Here is a 25868-nt window from a genome sequence, read left to right on the forward strand (position 1 = left end):
ACATCAGCTCCTGTGTCGGCGGGAGGGTGCCCGCTCAGGTGGACAGACGGATTCCGTGTTCGACGTAACAGCGGACGAGTGTGAGGGCCTCGCCCCATCCGGGCGCGCAGTCCCCGAACCGGGCGAGCCCGTCCGCGGTCTGCGGCAGCCCGGTCTCCACCACCGTGAGCCACGTGCCGTCGGGGTGCCCGGCGGTGGTGAAGGTGACCAGCGAGGGCGGCGTGCCCCAGGTGAAGGCGAAGCGCTCGCCCGGTACGCACTCCGTGACCACCCCGTCATCGGTGACATCACCGCCGTCCTCGCTCCGCCGACGCCAGATCAGATGCACCGGGCTGCCCACGGACGGTTCGAAGGTCGAGCCGTCGGTGAACCACTTGTCCCAGCCCGTGCCGCTGGACAGGAGGCCGAACACGTCCTGGGGGGCCGCGCGGACCAGTGTGGAATGCAGGATGTCAGGGACCGGAACGGCGTCCCGGCCGCCGTTCGCGCCGGTGGTGCTCACGGCCGTGCTCTCTCCTCGGTCTGTACGCTCAGTCGGCGGCGGCCGCAGCGTAGACGGGCATCAGTTCCATCCAGCGCGCGTCGGAGTCCGCCACACCGGGCTTTCCGGTGAGATGTGCTTCCAGGTTGTCGGTGTACATGTGCCAGCCGGCCGCGTAGTCGACCGGGTCGGCCTCCGGTCCGAACCCCGTGTGTTCCAGGATCAGCCGGGTGCCGTCGTCGTCCGTGGGCGACAGGGTCAGGCGCAGCTCGGAGTCGGTCTCGCCGGTGTAGCGCCAGGTCACCCGGAGCCGCGCGGGCGGCTCCCAGGCGAGGACGCGGCAGACGATGGTGTCCCCGTGCTGGCCGCGTCCTTCGAGGACGTACTCCTCTCCGGGTCCCGGCACACCCTTGAGGATCGGGCCGAACCAGTGGGGCAGCCGGTCCGGTTCGGTCCAGGCCCGCCACACATCGGCGGGCGATGCCGGAATGACCCGGTCCAACCTGGCCGTGCGTGCCGTACGCGAGGCCGTTCCGAGGGCGCTGAGCGATCCGCTCATCATGAACTCCGCTTCTGTGCGAGGGCGGGGGCGGGGAGTGCGCGGGGCCGGGCGTGGTGGGGATGGGCGGTACGCGAGGAGGGGGGTGATCAGGGCTGGGCGGTGAGCGTGGTTCCCTCGGGCTCGGTCGGCTCCGCTGCCCGATCGGCCTCGGCGACCGGCCGGCCGAGGGCGAGCACGCCGATCCCGACGCCCGCGATCACGACGAGCACCATGGCGGTGTTCAGCGAGGTCGCGTCGGAGAGCCAGCCGTAGGCGGTCGGCGTCGCGATGAACGCGGCGTACGCGGGCACCATCATGGCCGCCGCGACGATGTTGACACGGCTGGGCGCCACCCGGGCCGAGGCACTGAGGCAGGTGGGCTGTACGCCGGCGATGGCGATGCCCATCAGCAGGAAGGCGAAGACGGACAGCCACAGGTGGGTGCCGGCCATCAGCAGCGCCCCGGAGAGCGCGGTCCCGACCGCGGAGATCAAGAAGGACCTGCGGATACCGAGCGCGGCCACCAGCCCGGCGTTGATCATCCGCCCGATCATCATCGTGAGGCTGAACAGGGCGAACGCCGCGCCACCGTAGACGATGGGGGCGTCGAGGAGTTGGTCGACGTAGATCACCGACCAGACCTGCACAATGCTCTCGACCGCGATAGCGAGCACGGTCATCACGAAGACCACACGGAACAGCGGGTTGCGCATCAGCTTCCGGATGCCGATGTCGTCCTCGGCCGCCGCTCCGCCCGGCGCCTCCTCGGGCTCGTCCTGACTCACCGGCGGGTACATGATCACGAACGAGGCGATGAGCGCGGGCATCATGACGGCGGCGAACAGCACGGCGACCCAGCGGTAGTCCATGCCCAGACTGATCAGCGCGCCCGCGCCGAGGGCGCTGATGACCGTGCCGCCGCTGTTGATCGCGTACATCATGTTCATCACTTCGCGGCCACTGCGGGCCTGGATCTCCATGAACACGCTGTTGGTGGCGGTGTCGACCAGCGCGGACCCGAGGCCGGCAAGGGCGAACGCCACCAGCAGGGCCACGAAGTTCTGGGTCACGGCCAGGATCACGAGGAGCCCGATGAGGGAGATCTGGCCGTAGATGCCGATGTAGCGGTGGTCGAGGTGGCGGTAGAGCCGCTTGGCCGAAAGCAGGGTCAGCAGGCCGACAACCGGCAACAGCAGATGCGCGGTGCCGAAGAACCCGTCACTCAGGTCCAAGGAGCGGATGACCTCCGCCCAGGCGACCGTCATGACCCCGATGGCAATGCCGAACATGAAGAACTGGGTACCGGACAGCCAGGTGACGGCCCGTAAGTTCCATGAGGGTTCAGCTGCCGCCGGCTCGTTCCCGCCCTGTAGTTCAGTCGTCACGCTGTCTCCTGGTGTGCCGGATGCCATTGCCTGTGCGGAGTCCGCCGGTACCGGGCGTACTCCTCGGTGTTCAACAGCTCGTACACCGTGCCGAATTCGGCGCGCAGAATTCGCGAGATGTCGACCGTTCGCACGAGCTTCTCGTAGAGCTCCGCCAACTCGGGGTCGGCGTCGACCTTCGGCATGACCTCGTCGTAGTGCGCACGGTCGTGGAAGTAGGTGAGTTCGGCGTAGAGCACCTCGTCCGGTGCCACGTCGACCCCGGAGGCGATATCCGAGCAGCCGTACTTGGCCGCCGGGTCGCTCATCTCCATCACGGTGCCGCCGATGGCTCCGTGCCGCCGGAACACCTCGACGGCGTCGTAGACGACGGTGCGGAATTCCTCTTCGCGTGACTTGAGTACCCGATGCAGGAACCAGATGAGGTACACGAGAATCCACCATCCCAGCGAGATTGAGCCCGAAAAAGGGCCTGCGAATCGAGCTGATCGCCTGGAGGCTATAGGATTGCGTAGTAACTTGGCAAGATCCACGCAGGGTGCCCCGCTGCGCGTACGACGACACAACCGCAACGGCCCGGCGCGTCGGATCGAAGCGGTGCCGCCGTGCGGCCCGGGACGGCGGTATCGCCGGGGCCGCCACCCCGGATCTGCGACTCGGCGCCGAGAGCGCCACGGAGCACCGAGTGTCCGGAACCCCCGGGCCGCCGGAATTCCTCCGAACCGCCATTACCAGCAGCTGAGATGGCGTGAAACGGACCCTGCCGGAAGCGACGGCGACGACAGCTGCCGACGCGGCCCCGGCGACGCCTCGCCCCACTCGCCCGACCCCACCACCACGCCCGCGCCGCTCTCCCGGCACCCGTCGGCCGGCCATCGAGCCCAGTCGGTCCCATCGCCCCGCCGCCCGCGCCACCCCTTCGATCCTCCGCGCGGAAGTGCGAATGTTACTATCAAGAAAGAGAGCAAAGGAGGCCGCGGTGAAGCGTGAGTACGGACAGTTCTGTGGCCTCGCGGTCGGCCTGGACGTCATCGGCGAGCGGTGGACGCTTCTCATCGTGCGGGAGCTGCTGATCGGCCCCGCCCGCTTCAAGAGCCTGCTGGAGAATCTTCCGGGGATCGGCCCCAACCTGCTCACCGACCGGCTGCGGATGCTCGGCGAGCACGGCTTGGTGGAGCAGACGTCCGTGGCCGACGACGGACGCGCCCGGCTCTACCGCCTCACCGAGGCCGGACAGGAGCTCCGGGAGTCCGTCCTCGCGCTCGCACGCTGGGGCCTGAAGTTCCTCAACAAGTCGAACACCACCGGAGCCACCCGCGCCGAGTGGGGCTTCCTCGCCGTGCAGGCGCTGATCATCGACGAAGCCATCCCCCAGGTGGACGAGACCTACGAGTTCAAGGTCAGTGACCAGACCTTCCAGATCCTGGTGCGCGACGGCCAAGTGTCCTTCGAGCGCGGCTCGGTGGCCGAACCCGCGCTGACCATCTCCTGCGACGCGGGCACGTTCGTCCGGGTGGGCGCGCGGATGCTGTCCCCGTTCCAGGCCATCGCCACCGGTGACGTCCGGGTCGAGGGCGATCCGGAGGCCGTGCTCCGCTGCTCCCTGATGCTCGGCCTGGACTGAGCGCGCGACTGGAACGGTGCACCCCCACGCGTCATGGGGGTGCACCGTCGTATCACCGGGTCAGCTCACTTCACTCGGCGGCCAGTTCGGCACCGTTCTCGACCACGTCGATCTTGCCGTCGGGACGACCGTGGCACTTGATCGAGTTGAGCGTGTAACGGCCCGCACCGCTGTAGTCACCGGACTTGCCGCGGAACGTTCCGTACAGCTTCGCGTTGGTCATCGGGCCCGCGATCGGGTCCGTCGGGTTCGACAGCTGCACGTCGCCGGCGCCGACGGTGCCACGGTCGAAGGTGCGGTCCAGGTTGACGGCGGCCCAGCCGTAGTACCGGCCGCGCACGCTCTGGACGAACGGCATGTCGGCGTCCCGCAGGCGCTGCGCGCGCGGACCGTCGCCGTGGATGGCCACCTCGCCCTTGTGCGCAAGCGAGGTGAGCGCGATACGGCCGAGCGACACGGGCACCTCGACCATCTCGCCCTTGCCGACGAAGCCGCTCGGGTAGAACGGCCGCAGCGTCTCGGAGAGGTAGTTGTGCTCCAGGTTGCGCCCGTCGTACTCAACGCTCAGCCCGCGGAACGGGAAGATCTCGTAGTGGTTCGAGCCGTCCGCGTTGAGGCCCTTCAGCTCCTTCTCGACGGTGAGGTCGGTCCGGATCGTCTCGACGTTGGTGCTCGCCAGCACGCGGCCGAGGATCGAGTCGAACCACAGCGGCGAGAGCACCGCGCGCACCGCACCGACGCCCGGCGTCATGATGACGACCCGGCCGCCGATGATGAGCGGCACCGTCTGGTCGAAGAACCCGGTCTCCTCGACCTCGGCCTCGTCGTAGAGACGCTGCGGCTTCGCACCCGTGATGTCACCCGTGAGCACGCGGGCCCAGTCGGCGACCTCGGGGTCGTCGTCCGTCGCGTACTTCTCGAACACGTTCAGGGCCTTCGGGCCGGCTGAACGCAGGGCCAGCCACAGCGCGCCCGAGCGGACCGAGCGGTCCGCCTCGGTGCCGATCACCTGGTCGATGAACGCCAGGCTCTCATCCGGGCTGCGGTCCGCGAGCTCCCACAGCGCGCGCTCGCGCTCCAAGGGGCTCTCGTGCCCTTCGGAGACCTCACGCAGCTCGCTGTCGCTACGGGTGTCGTACGGAAGGAACTTCTCGGTGATCGGCCGGGCGAAGTCCAGGTACTCCGCCGGGTCGTTGTAACGGCTCGCGGGCGGCGGCGTAAGGGCCACCAGGCCTTCCTGCAGCCTGGATTCGATCGATTGCGTCATGTTTCCTCCGCAGTTAGGTTGTGCACCCCATGCGAGGTAGTTATATAAAAACTAAGCGATATCGACCCTGTCAAGCGGGGCGCCTCCATGAAACCCTTACCGGAGACAGTGAATCTAGATCGTCTACTTAAGGAACATGTGGTCATATGGAACGAGCCAACCCCCCCGATCTGCCCGCCGTGACCACCACGGCCGCTCTCCTGCGCCTCGGCCGGATCCTGTCGACCGTCTCCGCGGGCACCGTCCGCCACCTGGCCCGACAGAGCTGGCAGCGCCTGAGGGGCCGACGGACCACCGCCGAGGAGTGGCCCGAGGAGCTCTCCCGGATCATCGAGCGGCTGGGCCCGGCGTTCATCAAGTTCGCGCAGATCGCGAGCACGCGCGAGGACGTCCTGCCGCCACGCGCCTGCGCCGCGCTCAAACGCCTCCACGACAGCGTCGAACCCATGCGGCCCCAGGACGTCCACCAGGCCCTGGTGGAGCATTTCGGGCCCGACTGGGCGGAGTTGCTGCCGGACCTGCGCACCGAACCCCTCGGCTCGGGGAGCATCGCCTGCGTATACCCGGCCCGTCTGCGTGACGGTCAGCAGGTGGCCGTCAAGCTCCGCCGCCCCCACCTCACCGACACGATCCGCCGCGACGTCGCCATCCTGCGCACGGTCTTCGCGCTCGCGGGTCGCCTGCCGGGCCTTCGCGGAGCCCCCCTGGCCGAGATGGCGCACGCCGTCGGCGCGAGCGTGCTCCTCCAGCTCGACCTCGACACCGAAGCGCGGAATCTCGCGCTCCTGCGCGATGACCTCTCCACCCTCGAATTCATCTCCGTACCCGCCCCCGTACCGGCACTGTGCGGAGAGTCCTGTGTCGTCATGGACTTCGTTCCCGGGGTACGCGGTCACGTCGGGGTCGCCGAACTGAGCCCGGAGCGCCGACGGGCACTCGCCGACCAGACGCTCCGAGCCGTCTTCGAGATGCTCTTCTGCACCGGCCTGGTCCACTGCGACCTGCACCCCGGAAACCTGCGCCTCACCCCCACCGGCTGCGTGGTCGTACTCGACGCCGGATTCGTCTACCGCGTCCCCGATGTCGTGCGGGAGAACCTGGCCCTGTTCTTCCTCAACCTCGGCTTCCGCAACGGCCCCCGATGCGCCGAAGCGGTCCTGGCCAGCGCGGAACAGGTCGACCGGCACAGCGACACCGCCGCCTTCACCGCGGACATGACCCGTCTCGTCGACCGCTTCGGCGGCACCACCGCCCGGGACTTCGACCTGCTCGAGTTCTCCACCGAACTGTTCGCCAGTCAGCGACGCAACGGCATCTACGCCTCGTCGGAGTTCGTGTTCCCGCTCCTCGCGCTCCTCATGGTGGAACAGACGGTCCGCCGCCTCGACCCCGACGTGGACTTCCAGGCCATCGCCCGCCCCATCGTCTTCCGCGCGGCGTCGGGCCGCCCCGCCGGCGAGCGCCGCCGCCGGCTGGAGACCGCGGGCTGAGCGGGAGCCGACGAGAATGCGCGGCCCCGGTCTCTGATGATCGTCGCCGTCCGGCATCCCGGGTGGCGACGATCATCAGTTACGGGAGTGGCGGCCCAGTGCCGGACCGGTGGGCGCCGCCCCCTCGACGGGGTGCGTCGGCGGCGTGAAGCCACCCGGTCGGGCGTCTCGACGCGCAACGCCGGCAGGTCGTGCCCGTCCAGCGACAGGGCGAAGCCCATGGCGGCAAGATCCAGCGCTTCGGGGAGGGCGGGGTGACGGTCGGGCGGGGGTACACCGAGGGCGGCACAGAGATCGAGCTCGTGCGAGAACGCGTCCAGCGGGAGGATGCGGCGGCGCAGCCAGTCCACGCGCGGCAGCACCCGCGGCAGTGCCCGCGGCGTCCCCTCGAGGCTCACACCCCCGCGGGAGTCCACTCCTGCTCGGGCTCCGGCGACGGGGCGGCGTAGCGCTCGGTCCGGACGAGCATCACGCACACAGCGGTGAACACCACCAGCAGGGTGATGCTGGCCGCGATCATGAACGGGGTGAACGGGACGAGCAGCACGGTGCTGACCAGTTCGGCAGCGATCAGAACGAAGAGAACGGCCCTGATGGTGAGCGGCGAGAGCCACGTGCAGATCCACGCCCCGAGCGGAGCACCCACCGCCACCACCGGAGCCGCCGCCGTCCAGTACCCCACGACCGGTCCGGTGAAGTCGCGGAGCACGAGGAGATGGGTGAGAAAGGCGGCGATGGACACCACCGTCATCATGATCACGGTCGTCGGGGTGGCGACCTTCTCGGAGACCCGGAAGAGCAGCACCAGCAGGAGGAACATCACGCAGTTCTCGCCCACCCCTGCCACACCGCTGAGCAGCCCGCCCGAGAAGCCCGCTGCCAGGACCAAGCCCTTCTCACGAGGGTGCCAGGCCGGGATCTTCGCATTGCGCCGGTAGCCGCGCTGCTTCAGCTGTACCGCCAGGGCGAGGGCCAGCGCCACCAGTAGCATCGTGAACAGCGCCCGTACGACCGGGAGCGGCACATTCGGGGCGATCAGCGTAGCGCTCAGCACGACTCCCACCACCCCGGAGGCCGAGCCGTAAAGTATGACCTTCTTCTCGACCGGAATCCGGCACAGCAGTATCGACAGTGAAGCGGCCGACATGCCGATCGACTGGATGGCAAAGGTGAAGATCCTGGCCTGATCCGGCGGAACGACCAGGACTTTGGTCATCACCGGAAAGGCGATCGCGCCCCCGCCTTCACTGGTCCCGCCGCCCACCAGGGAGCCGAAGACCATCGTCACCGCCACTCGCCAGTTCTCTGCGAGGACGTCGAAGTACTCCGCACCCCACACCAGCGCCCAGACCAGCCAGACCACCCCGGCCAGAGCCGCGTTGACCACCAGCACCCGACGCACCCTCAAGCGGCCAGTCACAACGATCTCCCCCTCGTTCGACCCTCGGTCATCAGGCGTCGCCGCATCGTAGAACGACGAGAACGCCGCCGACTGTGGAGTCCCGCGAATCAGCACCCTGGAAGAACGCCCCCGCTTTCGGGTTGAGTTCTACGACTGCCTCTACTCCCGCGCGGACGGGCTCTTCGAGCTCACCGATGCGATGCGTCCGGGCCACTGTCGTCGAGGCCGACGAACCCCAGGTCGGCGATCGTGCCGTCGGCCGTCCGCAGTTCGGCGGTGAGCCTGTCGTGACGGCAGGCGGCGATCTCCCACATCCGCCCGCCGGCCCGCGACTTCAGCCGGTGCCAACCATCCCGCTCTTGTGCCAACTGAAAAGCCTCGTCGCGCACCCGCTCAGCGTCGTACGCGCGGCATCCCCAGACCGATCCACGAGATGATTTCCCGCTGGATCTCATTGTTGCCGCCGCCGAAGGTGAAGATGACGGCGGACCGGTATCCGCGTTCGAGTTCGCCGTGCAGTACAGCGCCCGCCGATCCTTCCTTGAGCGGTCCCGCCGAGCCGACGACCTCCATCAGCCAGGCGTAGGCGTCGCGGCGTACCTCGGAGCCATAGACCTTGACGGCAGAGGCGTCCTGCGGGGTGAGGGTTCCGTTCTGGACAGCGGACACCATCTGCCAGTTGAGGAGCTTCATGGCGTCGAGCCTGGTGTGGGTGCGGGCCAGGAGGGCGCGGACCCAGCCGAGGTCGATGACGCGGCGGCCGTCGGTGAGCCGGGTGTCGGCCGCCCAGTGGTGGACGTTGTGGAGAGCGCGAATGGCCATGGTTCCGTGGGCGGCGAGGGTGACACGTTCATGGTTGAGCTGGTTGGTGATGAGCCGCCAGCCCTTGTTCTCGTCACCGACGCGGCGGGAGACGGGCACGCGGATGTTCTCGTAATAGCTGGCGGTGGTGTCGTGCGAGGCGAGAGTGTTGATGACGGTGCAGGAATAGCCGGGGTCGCTCGTCGGGACGAGGAGCATGGTGATGCCCTTGTGGGGCGGGGCGTCCGGGTCGGTGCGAACGGCGAGCCAGACCCAGTCGGCGGTGTCGCCGTTGGTCGTCCAGATCTTCTGCCCGTTGACGACATACTCGTCGCCGTCGCGCACGGCCCGGGTCTTGAGCGCGGCAAGGTCTGTGCCCGCCTCGGGTTCGCTGTATCCGATCGCGAAGTCGATCTCACCGGCGAGGATCTTCGGCAGGAAGTAGCCCTTCTGTTCGTCGGTGCCGAACTGCATGATCGTCGGGCCGACGGTGTTGAGGGCCATCAGCGGCAGTGGAACACCCGCCTGGGCGGCCTCGTCGAAGAAGATGAACTGTTCCATCGGGGACAGGCCGCGTCCGCCGTACTCCGTCGGCCAGCCGACGCCGAGCCAGCCGTCGGTACCCAGGCGCCGGATCGTCTCGCGGTAGAAGTTCTTCTGGGATGCGGGGTCGGCGTAGCGCGCGTAGGCGTTGTCGGGGACCAGTGCGGCGAAGTACGTACGCAGCTCGGCGCGCAACTGCTGCTGTTCAGGCGTGTATTCGAGGTGCACGGCCCCTCCAGGAGTCTCGCGGTCGCGTCGCCCGTGTGCGGCGGCGCACACAGTAGAACGTGTTGCAAGAATCCGGAAGGGGCAGGACGTCTCCGGCGGGCGTCAGCGCTTGACGGCGCGCAGAACGACGAACTTCGGGTCGCCCGCGACCGTGGTGCAGTTGCCGAAGATCCGGCGCAGCTGTGTGTGGTAGCCGAGGTGCCTGTTGCCGACGACCCACAGCTCGCCGCCCTGCCGCAGTGCGGCGCGCGCCCCGTGGAACATGTTGCGGGCCGTTGCGTCGGTGGTGGCCTGGTGGGAGTGGAACGGCGGGTTGTTGAGCACCAGGTCCACACTGGCGGGCGGCAGCTCTGCCAGCCCGTCACCGACGACGAAGCCGGCCTTCGCGCCGGGGCCGGTGTTGGCCCGGAAGGTCTCCTCGGCGGAGGCAACCGCCTGGTACGACTCGTCGATGAAGGTGACCATCGCTTCGGGGTTGGCGAGCGCGGCGGACAGCCCGACGACGCCGTTTCCGCAGCCGAGGTCGACGACCCTGTCGGGTCCGCTGCGCGCGGGAAGATGGCCGAGGAAGAAGCGGGTGCCGATGTCCAGGCGCTCGGCGCAGAAGATCCCCGCATGGTTGGTGACCGTCCGGCCGGAGACCGGTCCGACGCCCTCGGGCAGGTCGTAGCGGTAGGGCCAGGGGCTCGGCGTGCGGGTCAGGGCGGGGTCGGGGGTGCAGAAGATGAGCCGGGCCTTCTTGACCGCCAGGGAGGTACGGGTCGGGCCGATGATCCGCTCGAAGAGTTTGAGGGTGGAGGTGTGGATCTCCTTGACCATGCCGGTGCCGATGACGACGGTGCCCGGATGGACGGCCGGCGCGAGCCGGTGGAGCTGGTCCTCCAGGAGTGCGAGGCTCTTCGGGACACGTACCAGCAGGACGTCGATACGGTCCGGCGGCGTATCCCTGGCCGACAGAAGGCGTACAGCATCCGAGTCCACGCCGTTGCGATCCAGATTCGCCAGGGTCGCGCGCTGCGCCAGGTAGGAGTCGGTGATCTGTACGGGGCGGTGCCCGGCCAGCACCGTGCTCAGGGCGCCCCAGCGGTCGCCCACCACGACCACGGCACCCGACAGGTCGACCGGTTCCGGTTCGCCGGCCCCCTCCAGCCGCCGCAGCAGATACTCGTCGGCAGCGTCCCAGGCGCGGAACGGGTCGCGCCGGTCCTCGGGGAAGCGGGCGAGGTCGTACCCCGCCCCTGACGTCGTCAAACGGTTCATTGTGCACCCAGGCTAGCCGAGCCGCGGGGAGCCCCCGCACACTCCCCGTGTCGGCCGCCGGGCTACGGACTACGGCAGCGTCTTGTCGATCGCCGACCGGCCTTCCCGGGCGAGCCTGCGCTCCGCCCACTGAAGATTCTTCGGAGTCAGGTCCCGCCCGGAGGCGAGCACCAGGTCCTCTGCCGACGGATTGTCGCTCCCGCCGGTGTGCAAGAGGCTGTCGGGGGTCACTCCCCGAGCTGCAGATACGGATTCGGACTCGTCGCTCATGCCGCCTCCTCGTCCTTTTGGTCATTCTCGCCCCGCGCCCGGCACGCCGCATCCGATGCCTCCCCGATCCCGCCCTTCCCCCGCCCCTGCCCCATTTGCCGGTCGGCCTTACTTGACCTGCACATGATGGGTACACAGCGTTCACACCATGGTCACGGTGCGTGTGGAAGGCTCCCGCTGACCGCCCACCACACAACCGAAATGGCGCCGCCTTCACCTTGTGGCGGCTTCGTGGTGCCCGCAATTTCGGAGAGGACGCCCCACATGTCCCGTCGTCACCTTCATTATCGGCGCCCCCTGCTGGCGACCCTGGCCGCGTTCGCGGTACTCGCCGGCACCGCTGCCGCCGCACCGGCCGCCACACCCCAGGCTTCGCCGGTCGCCGCAACACCACTCGGGGCTCTCGACGACACGTACTACCAGGACGCCCTCGGCAAGTCCGGAGCCGCGCTCAAGAGCGCACTGCACACGATCATCAGCAGCCAGACCAAGATCTCCTACAGCCAGGTCTGGGACGCCCTCAAGAACACGGACCAGGACCCCGCCAACTCCTCGAATGTGATCCTCCTGTACTCCGGGCGCTCCGAGCCCAAGAGCAAAAGCGGCGGCTCGGTCGGTCAGTGGAACCGCGAGCACGTCTGGGCCAAGTCCCACGGCGACTTCGGCACCGCCACCGGCCCCGGCACCGACATCCACCACCTGCGCCCGGAGGATGTCACCGTCAACTCCATTCGCGGCAACAAGGACTTCGACAACGGCGGCAGCGCGGTCAGCGGCGCACCGGGCAGCTACACCGACAGCGACTCCTTCGAACCGCGCGACGCGGTCAAGGGCGATGTGGCCCGCATGATCCTCTACATGGCGGTGCGTTACGAGGGCGACGACGGCTTCGCCGACCTCGAACCCAATGACAGGGTGTCCAACGGCTCCGCACCGTACATCGGCCGCCTCTCGGTACTGAAGGCGTGGAGCCAGGAGGACCCGCCGGACAGCTTCGAGAAGCGGCGCAACGACGTCATATTCGACCGGTACCAGCACAACCGGAACCCGTTTATCGATCACCCGGAATGGGTCGAATCCATCTGGTAGTCGGGCGGGCCCCCACGGGCTCCGTCCCGTTTCAGTCGGCCGGCGCCAATGGGACGCAGTCGGCGAGTCGGCCCTCCCCGGCCCGGCCGTCAGCTGTGCTCGGCCTGGGCGATCCGTGGGAACGTCTTGACACCGGCCGCCTTGCGGCTGTTGGCGTGCTGACTGACGGTCCGGCCGGGCGGGACGTCCGCGAAGCCGAGCACCACGGAGTCCAGCACCTTCTCGGACGAGTCGACGAACTCCACCTTGACGGCATAGAAGGCGGCCTTGTCCGTGTGGTTGGTGACGCGGACGAGGGCGCTGCGGAACTGCTCGGACTTCGCGACCGGCAGCCCTGTCACCGAGACGTCCTTGACCGCATTGCCCCGTCCCTGGACGCCTTCGAGCTGCTTGGCGGCCTGCTGCCGGTTGCGCTCTGCAGCTGCGGAGGCCGAGGCCGCGAATTCCTGCTGGGTACGCGGACTGGCGCTCGCAGACCGTGTCATGGCCGGTTCCGGGGACACCGTACGAGTGGTCCTGGCCGTGCCCGGCGAGGAGGTGCCGGAGCTGCCGCAGGCGGCGGTACCGGCGATGATCATCGCGGCCAGCACAGCTGGGGTCAGGTTGCGGGCTGCGCGGCCGCCGAGGGCGTGTCGCAAGCGGGTGGTCGCCGTGGTCTGCACACTCTCCGCACCCTCGGCCGACTGGAACTTCCACACGCTGAGCGTGGACATCGCGCGAACCTCCTGAGACCGACAACGAAGAACTCGCCCATATTAGGATCAAAAGGTATGAATTGACTCGTTGAATTCACCCGCTTCACCGGGAGCGGATGCCAGCCGAAGCACCTGGGAGAGAAAGATGGATACGGACGCCCTGACCGCCGACCTGTTGCAGGAACTGCGTGCGGCCAAGCCCTATCCGGCCCTGTCCCTGACCATGCCGACGCACCGCCGGGCTCCGGACAACGCCCAGGACGCCGTTCGGCTGCGCAACCTGGTGGCCGAGGCCGTCAGCCGACTGGAAGCGGATCCCGCGGTCAGTCGCGAGGCCCGGACCACTCTCAAGCAGCAGCTGGACCGGGCGGTCACCGAGGTGGACCCTCGCCGGGCCCTGGATTCACTGGTCGTCCTCGTCACCGCCGACGAGCACCAGATCTGGCAGCTTCCCCGTACTGCACCCGCGCGGGTGGTGCTCAGCGACACCTACCTGACGCGCAACCTGGTCGCAGCGAAGGCCCAGGCCCAGCCGTTCTGGGTGCTGACCGTGTCGGCCGAGCACGCCGCCCTGTGGAGCGGCACCTCGGACGTCCTGCACGAGGAGCAGACCGGCGGGTTCCCGCTGACGGCTCCGAGGGAGGAGCCCAACCCGCAGCGCGAGGAGCAGATCGGCGACACCCCGAGCACCTTCAGCGACGAGGAGACGCGCAACTTCCTGCGCACCGTGGACGAGAAGCTGCGCGCGGCGCTGCCCACAGACCCTCGCCCGTTGTATCTGGTCGGCCTCGCCCCCGCGCTCGCCCTGCTGGACGAGGTCGGCGAGGGCGCCAAGTCGGCGGTGGGCCGGGTCACCAAGGGTGTACCGGCCGACATGACACACACCGACCTGCTCAAGGAGCTGCGGCCGGCGCTCGACGAGCGGCAGCGGCGGTTCGCGGCGGAGATCGACGGCAAACTGGACGAAGCGCGCGGCCGTCGCGCCTTCGCCGGCGGTCTCGACGAGGTGTGGGCCGCGGTACGGGAGGGCCGTGCCGGACTGGTCGCGGTGGAAGAGCACTTCCAGCAGACGGTACGGGTGACGGACGAGCACCTCCAGCCGGTGAGCGGTGAGGCCGCGGACCTCATGGACGGCGCGGTCCGCGAGGACATCGTGGACGAGCTCGTCGAGGCGGCGCTGGACAGCGGCACCGACGTGGTCTTCCTCGCGGACGACTCGCTCGCGGAACACGGACGGATCGCGGCGGCCCTGCGCTACTGACACCGCCTCGGCCCGTGCGGCCGCAGGCGCGCGGGCCCCGGGGGCCGCTGGGAGACTGAAAAGGGGCTCGATCGAACCCGGGGCAGGTCCAAGGGAGAAGAGGAGTGAGCGCACCATGCCACAAGGATCCGACGACAAACGGAAGCGGCAGTACGAACACATCAAGGAGAGCGCGCAGGAGCGCGGGGTCAGCGAGGAGCGTGCCGAGGAGATCGCGGCCCGTACGGTCAACAAGGAGCGCGCCCGCGCCGGCGAGTCGAAGACCGCGAGCCGTACCTCCATCGAGGACCTGTCGTCCTCGCGGCGCGGTGGTCTGCGCTCCCATAGCGGAGCCGAGGGGCCGACTCGCGACCAGCTCTACGAAGAGGCGAGGAAGAAGAACGTTCACGGACGGTCGCACATGACGAAGGCCCAGCTGGCACGGGCGCTCGGCCGCTGAGCCCACGTCAGAGGGACCGGGGCGGTGTACACCGCCCCGGTCGTTCTAAGGTGCGGCGCCGACGGGCTCGGGGCCGTACCAGACCGTGGTCGCGTTGCAGAATTCGCGGATGCCGTGCCCGGCGAGTTCACGTCCGTAGCCGGAGCGCTTCACGCCGCCGAAGGGCAGCGCGGGATGGGACGCCGTCATACCGTTGAAGAAGACACCACCCGCCTCCAGATCGCGCACACAACGACGGGCCTCGTCCGCGTCGCGGGTCCATACGTTGGAGCTGAGGCCGAAGGGGCTGTCGTTGGCGAGCGCCACGGCTTCGTCCAGCCCCTCCACGCGGTAGAGCGTGGCGACGGGGCCGAAGGTCTCCTCACGGTGGATGCGCATACCGGTCGTGATCCCGGTGAGGACGGTGGGGGCATAGAACCAGCCCCGCTCCAGCTCGGGGCCCAGGTCCTCGGGCCGGCCGCCTCCGCACAGCACGCTCGCGCCCTGCCGTACCGCGTCGTCCACCAGCTCCTCCAGGTCGGCGCGGCCCTGTTCGCTGGAGAGCGGTCCGACATCGGTGGATTCCTGCAGCGGGTCGCCGACCGTCAGATCGCGCATGCCCACGGTGAACCGCTCGGCGAACTCGTCGTACACCTGCGTGTGCACGATGAACCGTTTGGCGGCGATGCAGGACTGGCCGTTGTTCTGCACCCGGGCGGTCACGGCGGTACGGGCGGCCCTGGCGACGTCTGCCGACGGCATGACCAGATACGGGTCGCTGCCGCCCAGTTCCAGCACGGTGTGCTTCACCTCGTCGCCGGCGATCGACGCGACCGAGCGGCCGGCCGGCTCGCTGCCGGTGAGGGTGGCGGCGGCGACCCGGCGGTCGCGCAGGATCGACTCGACCGCTCCGGATCCCACGAGCAGCGTCTGGAAACATCCCGCCGGGTATCCGGCCCGGCGGAACAGGCCCTCCAGATACATCGCTGTCTGCGGGACGTTCGAAGCGTGCTTGAGCAGGCCGACGTTCCCGGCCATGAGCGCGGGGGCGGCAAACCGCACGACCTGCCAGAGCGGGAAGTTCCACGGCATCACGGCAAGGACGGCGCCCAGCGGGCGGTAGTGGACATAGGCCCTGGAGGCACCGGAGTCCTGCACATCGGCCTGCGGCGGATGCTCGTCCTCGAGGAGTTCCTCGGCGTGGGCCGCGTACCAGCGCATCGCCTTCACGCACTTGGCGGCTTCCGCTCGGGCCGCCTTGACGGGCTTGCCCATTTCAGTGGTCATGGTGCGCGCGATGTCCTGCACGTCCTCGTCCAGAAGACCGGCGGCCAGGTTCAGCAGGCGGGCCCGCTCGTCGAATCCGGTGGTGCGGTACTGCCGGAACGCGGTGTCGGCGGCGTCGAGCTTCTGCTCGATCTCCGCCTCTCCCAGTGCGTCGAACGTTCTGAGGGTCTCGCCGTTCGCGGGATTGACCGTCGCGATGGACATGAGCATGGCCTCCTTGCCTCGGTTCTTCGACCGTGCAGCGCCATGCGCCGTGCCGCAACGCGGGCCCTGCCGGGCAGACACCCTCCCGGCGCGGGCCGTGCGTGCAATGTGCGCGCCGTCCGCGCCGGAGAGTGAGGTGTTCTGCGGGCGCGGAAGCCGGCGGTACCGGTCCTGGTGGCCCGTCTCAGACGAGGGCGGGGTCCGATTCGGATGCCGCCGCGGTTTCGGGGGCGGGGTCCGGGACGACGACGGGCGTGCGGCGGAACTCGCCCCCACCGGGCAGCGGCGGCAGCGGCACCAGGTACCCGGTGCGCGGCTCCTTCGCGTACCGGGTGAACCAGACAACCTTGCCTTCCGCGGTACGGCAGGTGCCCCAACTGTCGCTCAGGGCCATGACCCTGCTGAGGCCTCCACCGCCGGTGCTGAGCAGCCGCGGCATCTCGGAGCCGTTGTCGGCGACGGAGACCGTGAGATGCCGCCCGGACCAACGGAGTTCGACGACACAGTTGTTGTCGTCACCGACATGCCGGTGCACATTGGTCAGCAGCTCCTCCACGCCCTGGCACACCGGCCGGATGTGAAGTTCGAGACTCCAATGGCGGAGGTGCGCGGCGATGATCCGCCGCAGTTGCGATACACGCTCTGCCGAAACCTGGAGTTCGACCAGATAGTGCCGGTCGAATTGAACGGTCATCGTCGAGGCTCCTCACAGCGAGGCCCACTGACTTCGCCCCGTTGAACCAACGACCCCCCGAATACGAAGAGTGAGCAGATGTCACTTCTGGGTCACTCAACAGAGTGACCCGGCGGAGCCGGTTGCGCAACACAAGGGCCGGCACCCCTGTCGCACGGTGGGGACCTACCCAGGTCACAGGAGGTACGGCAGCAATGTGTCGGGGGTGATGGGCAGGCTGCGCAGCCGGACGCCGGTGGCGTGCCGGACGGCATTGCCGACGGCCGCCGCGGCGCCGACGATGCCGATCTCACCGATGCCCTTGCTGCCCATCGGGTTGAGATGCGGGTCGTCCTCGTCGATCCAGTGCACCTCGATCTCCGGTACGTCGGCGCAGACCGGCACATGGTAGGAGGCGAGATCGCTCTCGGTGAAGTCGCCGAAGACGGGGTCCATGGTGCTGCCCTCGGTCAGCGCCATGCCGATTCCCATGGTCATGCCGCCGATGAACTGGGCACGTGCGGTACGGGGGTTGAGGATGTGCCCGGCGGCGAAGACACCGAGCATCCGGCGCACGCGCACTTCTCCGGTACGGGAGTCGACGGCGACCTCGGCGAATTGCGCACCGAACGCATGGCGTGCGTACGGGGACGGCCCGGAGGTCTCCTGCTCGGTGTCCGCGAAGACCGTCAGTCCCTCGGCGGGAAAGGGGCCGGTGCGCTCGCGGAGCTGCCGCAGGAGGGCGGTGGACGCCTTGTGTACGGACCAGCCCCAGGAGGCCGTGCCCGAGGAGCCACCGGCCAGCGGGGCGTCGGGCAGTTCGCTGCTGCCGATGTCGATCCGGACGTTCTCCACCGGGGTGTCCAGTACGGAGGCCGCGATCTGCGCGAGTACGGTGCGGGCACCGGTGCCGATGTCGGTGGCGTTGACCTGGATGAGGTACGAGCCGTCGGGTGCGGCGTGCGCCGAGGCCCTGGAGCCGGCGAGGTAGACAGGGTACGTGGAGGACGCGACACCCGTGCCCACCAGCAGCGGTCCCTCTTCGCGGATCGCCGGGCGCGGATCGCGGTCGTACCAGCCGACGCGTGCGGCACCCTCCTCCAGGCAGGCAGCGAGGCCGCGGCTGCTGAACGCGCGGCCCGAGTCGGGTTCGTCGGCCGGATCGTTGCGCAGGCGCAGTTCGACCGGGTCCATGCCGAGGGCCGAGGCGAGTTCGTCCATGGCGGATTCCAGCGCGTACATGCCCGGGGCTTCGCCCGGTGCACGCATCCAGGAGGGGCTCGGCACATCCAGGGCGGTCACGCGATGGGTGGTACGGCTGTGGGCGGACCCGTACATGATGCGGGTCGGTACGGCCGCCTGCTCCACGAACTCCTTGATGGTGGAGGTGTGGGTGATGACCTCGTGGGCGACCGAGGTGAGGGTACCGTCGAGTTCGGCACCGAGCCGGAGGCGCTGGACGGTGGGGGCGCGGTGGCCGGTCACGGCAGCCAACTGGCGTCGGGGCAGGGCGACCTTGACGGGGTGCCCGGTGTGGCGCGCGGCCATGGCGGCCAGGATGGCCTGCGGGCGTGGGGTGCCTTTGCAGCCGAAGCCTCCGCCGACGTGCTCGGAGACCACGGTGACCTGCCACGGCCGGAGTCCGAAGGCGGCGGCGAGGCTTTCGCGGACCTTGGTGGAGCCCTGGCTGGAGTCGTGGACGGCCAGTTGCCCGTCTTCCGTCCACTGCGCTGTGGAGGCGTGCGGCTCCATGGGGTGGTTGTGCAGCGCGCCGACGGTGTAAGTGGCGTCCACCTCCACGGGCGCCATGGCGAAGGCCCGGTCGACGTCGCCGCGTTCACGGACGGCGGGGTAGTTGCCGTTGACGACCTCCGGGGTGTAGAGGCCGGGGTGGTCCTCGGACAGGAGGACATCGTGCTCGGTGGTTTCGTACGCGATCCGCAGCGCCTCGGCCCCGGCACGGGCGTGGTCGAGCGTGTCGGCCACCACGAGCGCGATGTGCCAGCCCCGGTGCGGGACCCGGTCGTCCTGGAGGACGGCGAGGATCGGGTCGTCGGGCTGCTTCAGCCGCGGGGCGTTGTCGTGGCTGAGGACGGCGTGCACGCCCGGCTGGGCCAGCGCCTCGTCGGTGTGGACGGCACTGACGCGGCCGCGGGCGATCGTGGCGGGGACGGGCCAGCCGTACAGACAGCCCGGCGGGGTGTGCTCGGCTGCGTATCGGGCGGTGCCTGTGACCTTGTCCCGGCCCTCGCGGCGTGCGACGGGGGTGCCCAGCGGTGGAGGGGCCTGGCTCATGACGGGGTCCTCACGTCTGCGGGTCGGCGGATCTGCGGTTTGCTCAGCTGTCGGCGGCGAGTTCGGCCAGTGCGTCGACGGCCAGATTGCGGGCGAGGCCCACCTTGAACACGTTGTCGCGCAGCGCCCGGGCCGCGGCGAGTTCGCTGTCCACGGCCCGTGCGAAGGTCTCGTCGGTGGCCGGTCGGCCCCGGAGCGCGTCCTCTGCGGTATGTGCGCGCCAGGGCCGGTGGGCAAGGCCGCCGAAGGCCAGCGCCGCATGCTCGATCCGGCCGTCGCGAACGCTCAGTACCGCGGCGACGGACGCGAGGGCGAACGCGAACGAGGCACGGTCGCGGGCCTTGCGGTAGACGGACCCTGCGCCGTCCGGGCACGGCGGCAGGACCACTTCGGTGATGAGCTCGCCCGTCCGGATCTCGGTGTCCCGGTGGGGGGTGTCGCCCGGCAGCCGGTGGAATTCGCCTGCGGGTACGGTCCGTTCGCCGTCCGGCCCGTGCAGCTGGACGGTGGCATCGAGGGCCGACAGAGCCACGGCCATGTCGGACGGGTGTGTGGCGACGCAGTGCTCGGAGTGACCCAGTACGGCGAGATCGCGGTGGGCGCCTTCGAGGGCAGGGCAGCCGGTGCCGGGTTCCCGCTTGTTGCAGGGTTTGGAGGTGTCCTGGAAGTAGAGGCAACGGGTGCGCTGCAGCAGGTTCCCGCCGGTTGTGGCGGTGTTGCGGAGCTGCCCGGATGCGCCGGACAGCAGCGCCTGCGACAGGACGGGGTAGCGGGTGCGTACCGAGGGATGGGCGGCCAGGTCACTGTTGCGCACGGTCGCGCCGATGCGCAGTCCGCCGTCGTCGGTGTCGGCCACCCGGTCCAGGGGCAGTCGGCTGATGTCGATGAGCAGACCGGGGGTTTCCACACCGAGCTTCATCAGGTCGACAAGGTTGGTGCCGCCGCCGAGGAATGCGGCGCCGGGGTGGGCGGAACTCTCACGGACCGCTTCGGCGGTGGACCGGGCGCGGAGGTAGGCGAAGGGTTTCACAGCGCCACGTCCTCGATCGCCTCGACGATTCGGGGGTAGGCGCCGCAGCGGCACAGGTTGCCGCTCATCCGCTCTCGGATCTCGGGGGTGTCGAGCGGCGCCGGGGTGGACACCGGTGCGGTGCGTGCGGTGACGTGGGACGGGAAGCCGTCCGCCGCCTCGCCGAGCATGCCGACGGCCGAGCAGATCTGGCCAGGTGTGCAGTAGCCGCACTGCAGGGCGTCGCGGTCCAGGAAGGCTTCCTGGACGGGGTGGAGCCGGTCGCCGTCGGCAAGGCCCTCGACCGTGGTGATGCGGGCGCCGTCATGGGCTACGGCGAGCAGCAGGCAGCTGTTGGCGCGCCGCCCGTCGACGATGACGGTGCACGCCCCGCACTGTCCGTGGTCACAGCCCTTCTTCGCGCCGGTGAGGTCGAGGTGTTCGCGCAGCGCGTCCAGGACCGTGGTGCGGTGATCGAGCGTCAGGGTCTGCTCGGTTCCGTTGATGTGCAGTGTCAGGGTGGAACGGTCGCCGGTCGCTCCCGGCTGCTGCGCACCGTCGTCCCGCCCGCGAGAAGGATCCACTCGCTCGCACCTTTCAGAGGTCGGTTCGCAACCACCCAGAGGTGGCGTTTTATCCGCTTTCTATCAGATATGTAATGCCTTTCTGCTTCATTACTCCGCCGCTGGGCCGCGGCCTGTCGGCCTGTCGGCTCCCCCGGCCCTCCTGGCTCTCTCGGCTCTCTCGGCTCTCTCGGCTCTCCAGACGAAGGCGCACTTCTTCCTCCTGGTCTCCGGAGACCGTCCCCACGACCCGTACATCGAAGGCATGCGCCAGGCTCCGCCGCAGCCGTTCGACCGCCCAGTAGCCGCCCTGCACATCGACCTTCACGGGCGCGCCGATCACGACCGGTCCCGAGACCACCCTCTCCTCGGTGACGTCGACGGTCGCCACCCATGCGGTGGGGCGCTTCTCGGCAAGGTTCTGCGGCACGTCGACCGAGGCCCGGTCGGTGGTGAATGCCGCCCGCAGAACGTCGAAGACCATGCGTGCGTCGTCTTTCTCGCACCCAGTGATGACGACCGAGACCTCCTGGTCGTAGTGGCTTTCCTCCGTCTGCTTCCCGTTGACGCTGTTCACCGCGGCTCCTTCCGCTCGGCGTTGTGTCGTGCGTCCCCGAGCTGTCGCAAGGTATCCCCCGCCATGCCGAGCCGGCCCTCCTCGGCCCGGCACGGCGAGGCCCCCGCCCGCGGTGGCGAGCACCGCGGCGGTCCTCTCCAGGCTCGCCCCGCTGCTGGGCGACGGCGACACGAAGCCGTCCTCGGGTGGATGCCCCAGGCATCGGGGCAGCTCCCCGACAGCCCTCATGGGACCGAAACACTTTTGGATTCATATCCACTTAAAACATGAATTCATAGTCATTACCGAGTGATGCTCCTGCCTCGGGGTATTCGGGAGGCATGGACGTATCGAACGGAGACCTCAGTTCGCTGGCCCTCACCCTCGCCGCCGGGCGGGGCGCGACCGGGGCGGTGATGGGCATTGTCGGACTGGCGCTGGTGGGCATGCTGACCGGTGCCGTCTGGCTGGGCAAGCGGCGCCGGGCCCAGGAGTTGCCTCCGCCCCGGCCCGACGAGCAGCCACTGCGGCCGGACCACCGGAGCCATATCGAGCAACGCGATGTCCACGGTGACGACAGTTTCCCGGCCGACGGACGAGGCCTCTCCCCCTATGAGCTCGGTGACCACGGAAGCGAGACCATCCACCGCGACAGCGAAGAGCAGCGTGACCGGCCCCCCGGAGACCAGGAGAAGCAGCCGCCTCACTGAGCACTGCGTCGGGGCTCGCGGCGCCGCGTGTTGCGGGGGCGACCTCCCGCGGTGAGGCTGAAAGGGCTCCGGCGGCCGCCGTCACGCGCAGGCCGCAGAACCGATGAAGGCAGTAAGAACCATGACCGGAAGCCATCCTGGGGCGGCGTCGATGCCTGCGCCGCTCACCGGATCCGCAGCGCCCTGCTGGGTCAACCTCATGACCCGCGACCTGGAATCGGCGCAGGAGTTCTACGCCGCCGTGCTGGGCTGGACCTTCCGGCCGGGCAAGCTGGGGCAGGAGTTCTCCGTCGCACGCCACGGGGATGTGCCGGTCGCAGGCATTAGCGCGATGGCGACCGCCTACCGGGTGGCCGTGGCCTGGACCCCGTACTTCGCCGTCCCCGACGCCGACGCGGCGGCCTCACGCATCCGTGAGCGCAGCGGCACGGTCGCGGTGGGGCCGCTGGCGCTCGGGAAGGGGCGCGGGGCGCTGGCGGCGGACCTCGACGGTGCGGTGTTCGGCATCTGGGAGAGGACCGAGCCCGAGACCTCGCCCCCCGCGCCGGACGACCGCTCGCACGCCTGGCTGCGGCTGCACACCAGAAACGCCTTCGATGCGGCGATCTTCTACGGCGGGGTGCTCGACTGGGCGAGCGGGCGGCCCGGGTGCTGCGAGGTGTCGTACGAGAAGGACGAGGTCATCGTCGACTGCGACGGACGTCAGCTCGCCCGGATCAGCTCCGGTGCGGTGGAAGCGGCACCCGATCCGCTGGTCCGCCCGCACTGGCAGGTTCACTTCCCCGTCGCCGATGTGGCGGCCACGGTCGAGGCGGCACGGCAGCACGGCGGCAGTCTGGTCGAGCAGCGTCCGCTGGGGCAGGGCAGCGAGGCGACCCTGCTGGACCCGGACGGCGGGCTCTTCACGGTCACGGGCGTCCCGGGCCCCGTTGCGGGCGACACCGGCTGAACGGACCACCCCCGCACAGCGGTCACTTCTCGTGTTCGGGCGAGGGACGGGCCGGCACCCGGGCAGCCGGTCCGCCCGCTCCTCGGCGACTCGTGGCGGCCCGGGCCGCCGGGGAGGTGGGATGTCGAGTTCACCGTGAGCCTCCGTCCACATACGCCGAGTACGTCGCCTTCTCCTCCTCCCCCACCGGTGACCTGACGCCGGGCGCACCAGGCCTCGACGACCGGTTCGAACCCGCCTAGGCTCTTGAGTACGGCATCGCGCGTCGGTCACCGGCCGGGTGAGGCGTGGAGGTACCCGTGAGATGCCCGTTGGAGGCATTCCACAGTGTCAGTCGAGCTGAATCACACCATCATTCACGCCCGGGACAACCGAGAATCCGCCGAGTTCCTGGCGAACATACTGGGTCTGGAAGTCGGCGGGGCATGGGGCCCGTTCATACCGGTCGACACCGCGAACGGGGTCACCCTGGACTTCGCGACCACTCCCGAAGCATCGATCGCCAGGCAGCACTACGCCTTCCTCGTCTCGGAGGCGGAGTTCGACACGGCGTACGCCCGCATCAAGGATCTCGGGATCACGTACTACGCGGATCCGCATCAGAAGCATCCGGGCGAGATCAACCACAACCACGGCGGCCGAGGCATCTACTTCCTCGATCCCGCCGGTCACGCCATGGAGATCATCACGCGCCCGTACGAGGGCGGGACCTCATAACACGACGTCCGGCAAAGTGGGGTTCGGCCGGAATCCGTGCATGGGCTCTCCGGCCGGACACTTCCGTTTCGGATCAGGCGATCGGCAGCACCAGTTCGGGCCTGTCCCACATCACCGCGGGCGGGTTGGCCGCAAGGGTGCCGGTCCGCCGGGCACCCACGCTGCGGTAGAAGCCCTCGGCCGGCGGATGCGAGACGATGCGGACGCCGGTCAGGCCGGCGCGCCTCGCCTCGTCGCGCAGATGCCTGATGAGCAGCCGCCCGATGCCGAGCCCCTGAGCATCGTCGGCGACGAACATGAGGTCGAGTTCCGGCGGGGCGAGGATCAGCGAGTAGAAGCCGAGGAGCCGGTCGGTGCCGGGCTCGACGCCCGCGAAGACCTGGTGGGTCTCGATGTAGTCGGGCCCCACCCGGTATCCGGCGACCATGGCGGCGTAGGGCCCCTTGTAGGCGCGGGAGGTCCTGACCAGTCGGGTGAGCCGCTTCGCGTCCCGTGCGGTCGCCCGCCTGATCCGTACGGTCTCGCTGCGCTCCCCGCCGCCCGGACGCGTAATGCTCGATGTCATGCAGAGAGTATTACGCATCCGGCTGCGGGGCACCCACTTCCGGGTCCGCGGACTCCCGATCGTCAGGACGGTCCACGCGCCGCGCGCCACTCCTCGACGATGGCGTCGATGTCGAACGGCTTGACATTCAGCAGGGGTCCCGGCGGCGGTCGCCGGATGGCCGCCCGGATCTTCTCGTTGACCTCGGTCAGCATGCGACGCACCTCAGCCTCCGTCCGCGCCCCGGGCACGGCCTCGCGTACATCCTCCGCCTCTTTGCGCAGCGCAAGTGTCGGCGGGAGCACGGACACTCCCTCCCGCTGCATCTTCTGCTTGATCCACCACGTCTCGTCGTAGGGAGCTTCAAGGCCGTCGAGCGGCTTGCCGAATCCCGGCAGCTGCGAGAAGTCGCCGCGCTGCTCGGACTCGCGGATCTGCTTGTCGACCCATGATTCGAAGCTGACGCCCGCAGGCTTGCGTTCGGTCAACGTACGCCCCTCTCGGAAGATTCGTAATCCGGTCCTTCCACAGTACCGAGGGCCGCAGAAGCACCCGCTGTGCCCGCTTCGTCACGCCCTCAACGGGCATCGGTGCAGTGCCACTTCGGGCCGGGGTTTCGGCATTCGGCTCAGGCGGACACCACGAGCCCGCTGCGCAGCCGCTCCACCGCGGCCTCCGGAATCCTCAGGCCGTCGCGCACATACCCGTCGAGCCCGCCCCACCTCTCGTCCATGGCGTCCAGCGCCATGTCGAGGTAGCGGGGGCGGACCTCGGTGACCGCGGACGCAATCTCCGGGTCACCGCCCGCATCGAGGAAGCCCTGTACGTACGGGGCGTAGGCGACCCGTACGACCGGATTCACCGCGAGGAACTCGGCCCGCACCACATCCCGTGACGCACCGATCAGCATCAGCAGCAGCGCGGCGGCCCAGCCGGTACGGTCCTTGCCGGCCGTGCAGTGGAAGAGCACCGGGCGGGCCCTGTCGTCGGCGGCAGTCTCCACGAAGGCCCGGTATGCGGCGGCGGCACCCGGCGAAAGCACCATCTGCCGGTACGTCTCGGCGAACATCTCCTCGGCCTTTCCGCTCCCCAGCAACTGCTCCGCCGCCACCGGGTCGGCAAGCAACGTGCGCAGCCGGGCGGGTGCCACGCCCGGATTGTCGCCGAGCACATCGGCGACGAAGAGCCGCGCACCGGGCGGCAGCCGGTCGGGGGCCGACGCACGCTCGTCGGCGGTTCGCAGATCGACGACGGTACGGATGCCGAGCGCGGCCACCGCCATGTCCTGCACCGCGTCCAGCCCACTGAGGTGGCCGGAGCGCAGCACCGCGCCCGGCCGGACCCGATGGTCGGGACCCAGAGCGATGCCGCCCAGGTCGCGCAGATTGATGACGGTGGATGCCGGGACGGCCCTGGCGGTTTGCACGATGAACTTCCCCTTCTCCCGACACGTATCCGAATTGATTCGACCTGGCCGGATCAAACGTCGCACGCGTCCAGGAGATCGACAAATTGACGTGCTCCCTGGCCTAAAGTCCAGGGATTCCGGCCTGGGTCGTGTGACCCTTCCGGGGGCTTCCTGCTTCAACGCGCTGTGCCGGGACTT

Annotated in this window: 27 protein-coding genes and 1 pseudogene; 8 read left to right on the plus strand and 20 right to left on the minus strand. The window is 69.2% G+C overall.

Annotation, left to right across the window (positions count from 1 at the left end):
* Positions 1-34: 34 nt before the first annotated feature.
* From ACH4EW_RS29695 to ACH4EW_RS29710, 4 genes are all read right to left on the minus strand, one after another.
* Entirely contained in the window at positions 35-502 is a 468-nt protein-coding gene (locus ACH4EW_RS29695) for an SRPBCC domain-containing protein (protein ID WP_398262181.1), read from the minus strand.
* Between the two features lie 28 nt (positions 503-530).
* The gene (locus ACH4EW_RS29700; protein WP_398262183.1) at positions 531-1040 is read right to left on the minus strand and encodes an SRPBCC family protein; all 510 of its coding nucleotides are present in this window, start codon (positions 1038-1040) and stop codon (positions 531-533) included.
* 89 nt (positions 1041-1129) lie between these two features.
* Positions 1130-2407, minus strand: coding sequence for an MFS transporter (locus tag ACH4EW_RS29705; RefSeq protein ID WP_398262185.1), 1278 nt, complete (start codon positions 2405-2407; stop codon positions 1130-1132).
* Positions 2404-2838 carry a DUF1428 family protein gene (locus ACH4EW_RS29710; protein WP_398262187.1) on the minus strand — a complete coding sequence of 145 codons (435 nt, stop codon included), beginning with the start codon at positions 2836-2838 and terminating at the stop codon, positions 2404-2406. The genes ACH4EW_RS29705 and ACH4EW_RS29710 overlap by 4 nt, the downstream gene beginning before the upstream one ends.
* A gap of 548 nt (positions 2839-3386) precedes the next feature.
* On the opposite strand from ACH4EW_RS29710, the gene ACH4EW_RS29715 reads away from it, so the two are divergent.
* The gene (locus tag ACH4EW_RS29715; protein ID WP_398262189.1) at positions 3387-4031 is read left to right on the plus strand and encodes a winged helix-turn-helix transcriptional regulator; all 645 of its coding nucleotides are present in this window, start codon (positions 3387-3389) and stop codon (positions 4029-4031) included.
* Between the two features lie 70 nt (positions 4032-4101).
* On the opposite strand, the gene ACH4EW_RS29720 is transcribed toward ACH4EW_RS29715, so the two are convergent.
* A complete protein-coding gene (locus ACH4EW_RS29720) occupies positions 4102-5298 on the minus strand; it encodes a HEAT repeat domain-containing protein (protein WP_398262191.1) in 1197 nt (398 codons plus the stop codon).
* Positions 5299-5444: 146 nt separating this feature from the next.
* On the opposite strand from ACH4EW_RS29720, the gene ACH4EW_RS29725 reads away from it, so the two are divergent.
* The gene (locus ACH4EW_RS29725) at positions 5445-6788 is read left to right on the plus strand and encodes an ABC1 kinase family protein (RefSeq protein WP_398262193.1); all 1344 of its coding nucleotides are present in this window, start codon (positions 5445-5447) and stop codon (positions 6786-6788) included.
* A gap of 394 nt (positions 6789-7182) precedes the next feature.
* On the opposite strand, the gene ACH4EW_RS29730 is transcribed toward ACH4EW_RS29725, so the two are convergent.
* From ACH4EW_RS29730 to ACH4EW_RS29750, 5 genes are all read right to left on the minus strand, one after another.
* Entirely contained in the window at positions 7183-8208 is a 1026-nt protein-coding gene (locus ACH4EW_RS29730) for a TSUP family transporter (protein WP_398262195.1), read from the minus strand.
* Positions 8209-8378: 170 nt separating this feature from the next.
* Positions 8379-8579 carry a hypothetical protein gene (locus ACH4EW_RS29735; protein ID WP_398262197.1) on the minus strand — a complete coding sequence of 67 codons (201 nt, stop codon included), beginning with the start codon at positions 8577-8579 and terminating at the stop codon, positions 8379-8381.
* A 4-nt stretch (positions 8580-8583) separates the two neighbouring features.
* Complete coding sequence (locus tag ACH4EW_RS29740; protein WP_398262199.1) at positions 8584-9762, minus strand: acyl-CoA dehydrogenase family protein; 1179 nt, start codon at positions 9760-9762, stop codon at positions 8584-8586.
* Between the two features lie 102 nt (positions 9763-9864).
* Positions 9865-11022: a methyltransferase gene (locus ACH4EW_RS29745; RefSeq protein WP_398262201.1), complete on the minus strand. Its 1158-nt coding sequence runs from the start codon at positions 11020-11022 to the stop codon at positions 9865-9867.
* 69 nt (positions 11023-11091) lie between these two features.
* The gene (locus ACH4EW_RS29750) at positions 11092-11292 is read right to left on the minus strand and encodes a hypothetical protein (RefSeq protein ID WP_398262203.1); all 201 of its coding nucleotides are present in this window, start codon (positions 11290-11292) and stop codon (positions 11092-11094) included.
* Between the two features lie 264 nt (positions 11293-11556).
* Between ACH4EW_RS29750 and ACH4EW_RS29755 the strand changes: the two genes are divergently transcribed.
* On the plus strand, positions 11557-12381 hold the full coding sequence (locus ACH4EW_RS29755; protein ID WP_398262205.1) for an endonuclease I family protein: 825 nt from the start codon (positions 11557-11559) through the stop codon (positions 12379-12381).
* An 89-nt stretch (positions 12382-12470) separates the two neighbouring features.
* On the opposite strand, the gene ACH4EW_RS29760 is transcribed toward ACH4EW_RS29755, so the two are convergent.
* Complete coding sequence (locus tag ACH4EW_RS29760; RefSeq protein WP_398262236.1) at positions 12471-12959, minus strand: hypothetical protein; 489 nt, start codon at positions 12957-12959, stop codon at positions 12471-12473.
* Positions 12960-13221: 262 nt separating this feature from the next.
* On the opposite strand from ACH4EW_RS29760, the gene ACH4EW_RS29765 reads away from it, so the two are divergent.
* Entirely contained in the window at positions 13222-14337 is a 1116-nt protein-coding gene (locus ACH4EW_RS29765; RefSeq protein ID WP_398262207.1) for a chemotaxis protein, read from the plus strand.
* Between the two features lie 115 nt (positions 14338-14452).
* Positions 14453-14776 carry a plasmid stabilization protein gene (locus ACH4EW_RS29770; RefSeq protein WP_398262209.1) on the plus strand — a complete coding sequence of 108 codons (324 nt, stop codon included), beginning with the start codon at positions 14453-14455 and terminating at the stop codon, positions 14774-14776.
* Between the two features lie 45 nt (positions 14777-14821).
* Here ACH4EW_RS29770 and ACH4EW_RS29775 read toward each other — a convergent pair whose 3' ends face one another.
* The 6 genes and pseudogenes from ACH4EW_RS29775 to ACH4EW_RS29800 form a co-directional block, all read right to left on the minus strand.
* Positions 14822-16246: an NADP-dependent succinic semialdehyde dehydrogenase gene (locus ACH4EW_RS29775; RefSeq protein WP_398262211.1), complete on the minus strand. Its 1425-nt coding sequence runs from the start codon at positions 16244-16246 to the stop codon at positions 14822-14824.
* Positions 16247-16430: 184 nt separating this feature from the next.
* Entirely contained in the window at positions 16431-16940 is a 510-nt protein-coding gene (locus ACH4EW_RS29780; protein WP_398262213.1) for an ATP-binding protein, read from the minus strand.
* A gap of 174 nt (positions 16941-17114) precedes the next feature.
* Positions 17115-19214, minus strand: a complete 2100-nt coding sequence (locus tag ACH4EW_RS29785) for a xanthine dehydrogenase family protein molybdopterin-binding subunit (RefSeq protein ID WP_398262215.1) — start codon at positions 19212-19214, stop codon at positions 17115-17117.
* Positions 19215-19257: 43 nt separating this feature from the next.
* On the minus strand, positions 19258-20244 hold the full coding sequence (locus tag ACH4EW_RS29790) for an FAD binding domain-containing protein (RefSeq protein ID WP_398262217.1): 987 nt from the start codon (positions 20242-20244) through the stop codon (positions 19258-19260).
* A complete protein-coding gene (locus ACH4EW_RS29795) occupies positions 20241-20807 on the minus strand; it encodes a 2Fe-2S iron-sulfur cluster-binding protein (protein ID WP_398262219.1) in 567 nt (188 codons plus the stop codon). Before ACH4EW_RS29795 ends, ACH4EW_RS29790 begins: the two co-directional genes overlap by 4 nt.
* Before the next feature lie 169 nt (positions 20808-20976).
* Positions 20977-21363: pseudogene (locus tag ACH4EW_RS29800) on the minus strand (hypothetical protein); the annotation flags it as partial.
* Positions 21364-21683: 320 nt separating this feature from the next.
* Here ACH4EW_RS29800 and ACH4EW_RS29805 point away from each other — a divergent pair.
* The 3 genes from ACH4EW_RS29805 (at position 21684) to ACH4EW_RS29815 (ending at position 23718) form a co-directional block, all read left to right on the plus strand.
* Complete coding sequence (locus ACH4EW_RS29805; RefSeq protein ID WP_398262221.1) at positions 21684-22052, plus strand: DUF6479 family protein; 369 nt, start codon at positions 21684-21686, stop codon at positions 22050-22052.
* A gap of 121 nt (positions 22053-22173) precedes the next feature.
* Positions 22174-23001, plus strand: coding sequence for a VOC family protein (locus tag ACH4EW_RS29810; protein WP_398262223.1), 828 nt, complete (start codon positions 22174-22176; stop codon positions 22999-23001).
* Between the two features lie 327 nt (positions 23002-23328).
* Positions 23329-23718, plus strand: a complete 390-nt coding sequence (locus ACH4EW_RS29815; protein WP_398262225.1) for a VOC family protein — start codon at positions 23329-23331, stop codon at positions 23716-23718.
* Between the two features lie 73 nt (positions 23719-23791).
* Here ACH4EW_RS29815 and ACH4EW_RS29820 read toward each other — a convergent pair whose 3' ends face one another.
* From ACH4EW_RS29820 to ACH4EW_RS29830, 3 genes are all read right to left on the minus strand, one after another.
* Positions 23792-24283, minus strand: a complete 492-nt coding sequence (locus tag ACH4EW_RS29820) for a GNAT family N-acetyltransferase (protein ID WP_398262227.1) — start codon at positions 24281-24283, stop codon at positions 23792-23794.
* Between the two features lie 62 nt (positions 24284-24345).
* Positions 24346-24750 (minus strand): DUF1992 domain-containing protein, encoded by a 405-nt coding sequence (locus ACH4EW_RS29825; RefSeq protein ID WP_398262230.1) that lies wholly within the window; start codon positions 24748-24750, stop codon positions 24346-24348.
* A gap of 140 nt (positions 24751-24890) precedes the next feature.
* The gene (locus ACH4EW_RS29830) at positions 24891-25688 is read right to left on the minus strand and encodes a tyrosine-protein phosphatase (RefSeq protein ID WP_398262232.1); all 798 of its coding nucleotides are present in this window, start codon (positions 25686-25688) and stop codon (positions 24891-24893) included.
* Positions 25689-25868: the final 180 nt, after the last annotated feature.

The organism is Streptomyces sp. NPDC018000 (assembly GCF_044328025.1).
Classification (GTDB): Bacteria; Actinomycetota; Actinomycetes; order Streptomycetales; family Streptomycetaceae; genus Streptomyces.